Annotated in this window: 3 protein-coding genes; 1 reads left to right on the top strand and 2 read right to left on the bottom strand. The window is 71.3% G+C overall.

Going from position 1 to position 4273, the window contains the following annotated elements:
- Positions 1 to 236: 236 nt before the first annotated feature.
- Positions 237 to 1211 (top strand): glycoside hydrolase family 6 protein, encoded by a 975-nt coding sequence (locus ACFV1W_RS23485; protein WP_380419178.1) that lies wholly within the window; start codon positions 237 to 239, stop codon positions 1209 to 1211.
- A gap of 145 nt (positions 1212 to 1356) precedes the next feature.
- Here the strand turns inward: ACFV1W_RS23485 and ACFV1W_RS23480 are convergent, their stop codons facing one another.
- Together ACFV1W_RS23480 and ACFV1W_RS23475 are read right to left on the bottom strand one after the other, a co-directional pair.
- Positions 1357 to 2778 (bottom strand): non-reducing end alpha-L-arabinofuranosidase family hydrolase, encoded by a 1422-nt coding sequence (locus tag ACFV1W_RS23480; RefSeq protein WP_380419177.1) that lies wholly within the window; start codon positions 2776 to 2778, stop codon positions 1357 to 1359.
- A 95-nt stretch (positions 2779 to 2873) separates the two neighbouring features.
- On the bottom strand, positions 2874 to 4028 hold the full coding sequence (locus ACFV1W_RS23475; protein ID WP_380419176.1) for a glycoside hydrolase family 11 protein: 1155 nt from the start codon (positions 4026 to 4028) through the stop codon (positions 2874 to 2876).
- Positions 4029 to 4273: the final 245 nt, after the last annotated feature.

Raw genomic sequence — 4273 nt, 5'->3', positions numbered from 1 at the left:
GCCCTGAGCATGCCAGCCGCCCGGCAGCGGCCCGCCGAGGCGCCCGCCGGTCCGGTCCGGAGCGCCGGGCGGCCAGGCCGGCACCCCCGGCCTCGGCCGGCTCACGGACCTCTACCGGACGGGCGGGGTGGAAGCGCTGCCGTGTCCGACCCCGCTCGTCCTGCCGACCCGTCTTCCGGCGACCGGAAGCGCTTCCACTCGCCTCTCCCCCGCCCCCACCCGTTGGAGGAAGATCCATGCGCCGCTCGCTCCGCAGAATGTGCTCGCTCCTGACCCCCGCGCTCACCGCCCTCCTGCTCGCCGTCCACCCGGGGACGGCGTACGCCGCCGACCCCACCACCATGACCAGCGGCTTCTACGTCGACCCGGACTCCGGCGCGCAGCAATGGCTCAGCGCCAACCCCGGGGACGGCCGCGCCCAGGCCATCCGGTCGTCGATCGCCAACGTGCCGACGGCCCGGTGGTTCGGCAGCTGGAGCGGGACCATCGGGACGGCGACCGGCGCCTTCGTCGGCGCGGCCACCGCCCGGGGCAAGCTGCCGATCCTGGTGGCGTACAACATCCCCGACCGCGACATCTGCGCCGGCCAGTCCGGCGGCGGGGCGGGCAGCCCCGCCGACTACGCCGCCTGGATCGCCGCCTTCGCCAGCGGCATCGGCAACCGACCGGCGGTGGTCGTCCTCGAACCCGACTCGCTCGGGGACGAGACCTGCATGAGCGCCGACCAGATCGCCGAGCGCAACGGCATGCTGCGCAACGCCGTCGCGCAGTTCAACGCCAAGGCCCCCAACACCTGGGTCTACCTGGACGCCGGCAACCCCGCCTGGATGAGCGCCGCGACCATGGCCGACCACCTGGCCGCAGCCGGAGTGAGCGGAGCCCGCGGGTTCTCGCTCAACGTGTCCAACTTCCTCCCCACCGCGCAGAACACCGCGTACGGAAACGCCGTCAGCGCGGCCCTGCGATCGGCGCACGGCTTCAGCAAGCCGTTCGTCATCGACACCAGCCGCAACGGCAACGGATCCGACGGCAACTGGTGCAATCCGGCCGGGCGCCGGATCGGCACGCCCCCGCAGGCCGGCGGCGGCGCCGAGATGCTGCTGTGGATCAAGGCACCGGGCGAATCGGACGGCAACTGCGGCACCGGTACCGGCTCGACGGCCGGACAGTTCCTGCCGCAGGTCGCCTTCGACATGATCTACGGCTACTGAGTCGAAGAACCGACGAGAGGGCCGTCCTGTGCGACCGGATCGCCGCCGCCCCCCGTGCCGGCCGAGGCGAGCGGGCTCGGGAAGGTCCGCGGAAGACGGAACCCCGGCCGCGGGCGGCCGGGGTTCCGTGCGATGGCGGGTCCGATCAGTGGCGCTGGAGGGTCAGGAGGCCCGGGCGCCAGGGGAGTTGGTCGTAGGGGCCGCTCGCGGTGGGGGACTTGCCCTGGTAGAGGAGCTGGAGGTTGCAGGGGTCGATGGTCATGGTCTGGTCGGGGTTGTTGCGGACCAGGTCGCCGTGGCTGATGTCGTTGGTCCAGGTGGCGCCGCTGTTGGCCTTGCCGGCGAAGGGGCTGCTCTCGGTGGCGGCCTGCGGGGTCCAGGAGCCGTTGAGGCTGGTGGCGGTGAAGGAGCGGAAGTAGCGCTGCTCGTTCGCGCCGCGGGCCTCGACGATCATCAGGTACTGGTTCTGGCCCTTGACCTTGTAGACCTGCGGGGCCTCGAAGAGGTTCTTCACCGAGTCGGTCATGACGGTGGTGTAGGAGGAGCCGAAGTTACCGGGGAAGTTGCCGATGGGCATGCTCGCCCGGTAGATGCTGCCGTTGTCACCGGCGAAGAACAGGTACATGTTCTGGTCGTCGCCGATCAGGGTCTGGTCGATCGGGGCCGCACCGGGGATGCCGCCGGTGAACAGCGGCTGCGGGGCGGACCAGCCGTTGGGGTTGGTCGGGTCGCTGGAGGTGCGGTAGATGAAGGGCCACTGGCCCCACTGGTACGCGAGCACCCAGATGTTCTTGGGCGCGAAGTAGAACAGGGTGGGCGCCACCGCGCTCTGGTTCATGCCGGTCTGGGGGGCCGAGGCCATGTCCGACCAGTTGGTGAAGGGGGCGAAGGCCATCGAGCCGTACGAGGAGCCGTTCACGTTCGACGCGTAGACCAGGTGCTTGCCGTTGTAGACCACGTCGGTGAAGTCCTTCACCGACGTCCAGCCGTTCGCGGGCTGGGCCAGCGCACCCGTCGAGGACCACTGGTAGGTCGAGGGGAGCGCGCACGTGCCGGGCGGGGACGACGCGGACAGGCCGGTCCACTGCTGGTTGCTGCCACCGCTGCAGGGCCAGATGTCCACCGCCGTGCCGTTGGCCGTACCGGCGCCCACGACGTCCAGGCAGAGTCCGGACTCCACGCCGACCACCGTCCCGTCGGCGTTCACCCGCCACTGCTGGTTCGCGGCGCCGGTGCAGGTCCAGATCTGCACCCGGGTACCGGCGGCGGTGGCGTGGCCCGGAACGTCCAGGCACTTGTCGCCGTACACGGTCAGCCGGTTGTCGGACGTCAGTGTCCACTGCTGGTTGGTCCCGTTCCAGCAGTCGTAGACCTGGAGGGGAGCGCCGTCCGTCCGGCTGGCGTTCGCCACGTCGAGGCACCGGCCGGAACCGGCACCGCGCAGGGCACCGCTGGTGGCGGCCTGCGCCGGGCCGGCGACCAGCGCGGCCGCCAGCGCCGCCACAGCGGCGACGACGGCGACGAGGGCCCTGGCCGGTCGCCCGCGTCGGGGATTTCGTTCACGCATGAGGAACTCCTTCAGGGCCGGGTGGGGCCGACGGGTGGAATTGTTAGCGCTAACATGATCGCGTGCAGAGGGCGGCGCGCACCCCGCGGAAGAGCTCAACCGAAGGTCCAGTGCTGGTTGGAGCCGCCGTTGGGGTCCCAGACCTGGACGGGCGTGCCGTTGGCGGTCTGACCGCCGGGGAGCTCCAGCGCCCGGCCGCTGGCGACGTTGACCAGCGTGTAGGAGCCGTCGCCGTTCCGGTCGGCCCGCCAGTGCTGGTTGGCGCCACCGCTGGAGTCCCAGACCTGGAGCCTCGTCCCGTTGCCCGTCCGGCCGCTCGGCTCGTCCAGGGCCCGGCCGCTGGCGACGTTGGTCAGGGTGTAGGAGCCGTCACCGTTCCGGTCCGCCCGCCATTGCTGGTTGGCGGCGCCGCCGGCGTCCCAGACCTGGAGCGGCGTGCCGTTGCCGTTCTGCCCCGAGGGCTCGTCGAGCACGCGTCCGGCGGCGGCGTCCGTGAGCGTGTAGACGGCGCCGGAGGTGATGCCTCCGCCCGGCGTGCCGCCGCCGCTGCCCCCGCCGGGGGAGGAGCCCACCGTGATGTCGGAGCTGCCGCTGCTCCGGTAGCCCTCGGTGGCCAGGATCTCGTAGTTCATGGTGCCGAGGTTCATGCCGGACCTGGCCCACGCGTCGAAGTGGTTCCCGACGGTGATGGTCCCGCCGGTCCGCCTGTCCCGGCGGACGCTCCAGTACTGGTTGAAGGTCCTGATGCCCTCGATGGAGGGGGCGTTGTAGCGCGTCGTCTCGTAGATGTCGTAGGTGCCGCCGTCACTGGTGACCGTGCCCTTGTACGTGCCGGTGGGCTTGTAGGAGCCGTAGTTGTCGACGATGTAGTACTCGACGAGCGGGTTGGTGCTCCATCCGTAGAGCGAGAGGTAGGCATTGCCGTTGGTGCTCCACGTGCCCGAGTAGGCGACCGGGTTGCGGGAGCCGGTGCTCCAGCCCTTGCCGGCGACGAAGTTGCCGGCGTTAGTCCAGGAGGTGCCGTAGCGACCGCCGCCGTTCAGCGACATCGAGACCGCGCCGGTGCCCTCGGTCCAGAAGGAGTAGAAGTAGCCGCCCTCGGTGCCGGTCTGGTTCGTGGTCACGGTGGCGGCGTCGGCGGTGCCGGGAAGGAGCAGGACGACCGCCAGCGCCGGCACGAGAACGGGTGTCCTGCCGGCGAACCGCCGGAGGCGGCCGGGCTTGCGGCTCTCGGGGTGGGAAGGGTTCACAGGGTGATCCGTTCTGCCGATGAGAGGGGGTGGGGTGCGGCCCTGCGCCACCGTCGGCCGCTGACGGCTGGGTGGGCGAAGGATGCCGCGTGGCGGCGCAGGGGGACCGGCGTGGGGGGGGCCACGCGACCCCCCGCCGCGGGTGTGGGTCCACCCCCAAGCGGGCGGCACCCGCGCGCGCCCGCGGTGTATGGGGGGCACGGGGTGTGTGTCGCCCCCCAACCTGTAAAAAAAAAAAGAAGAAA

The sequence above is a fragment of the Kitasatospora sp. NPDC059648 genome (genome assembly GCF_042734825.1).
In the GTDB taxonomy this organism is placed as follows: Bacteria; Actinomycetota; Actinomycetes; order Streptomycetales; family Streptomycetaceae; genus Kitasatospora.
This window is presented reverse-complemented; position numbering and strand designations above follow the sequence as displayed.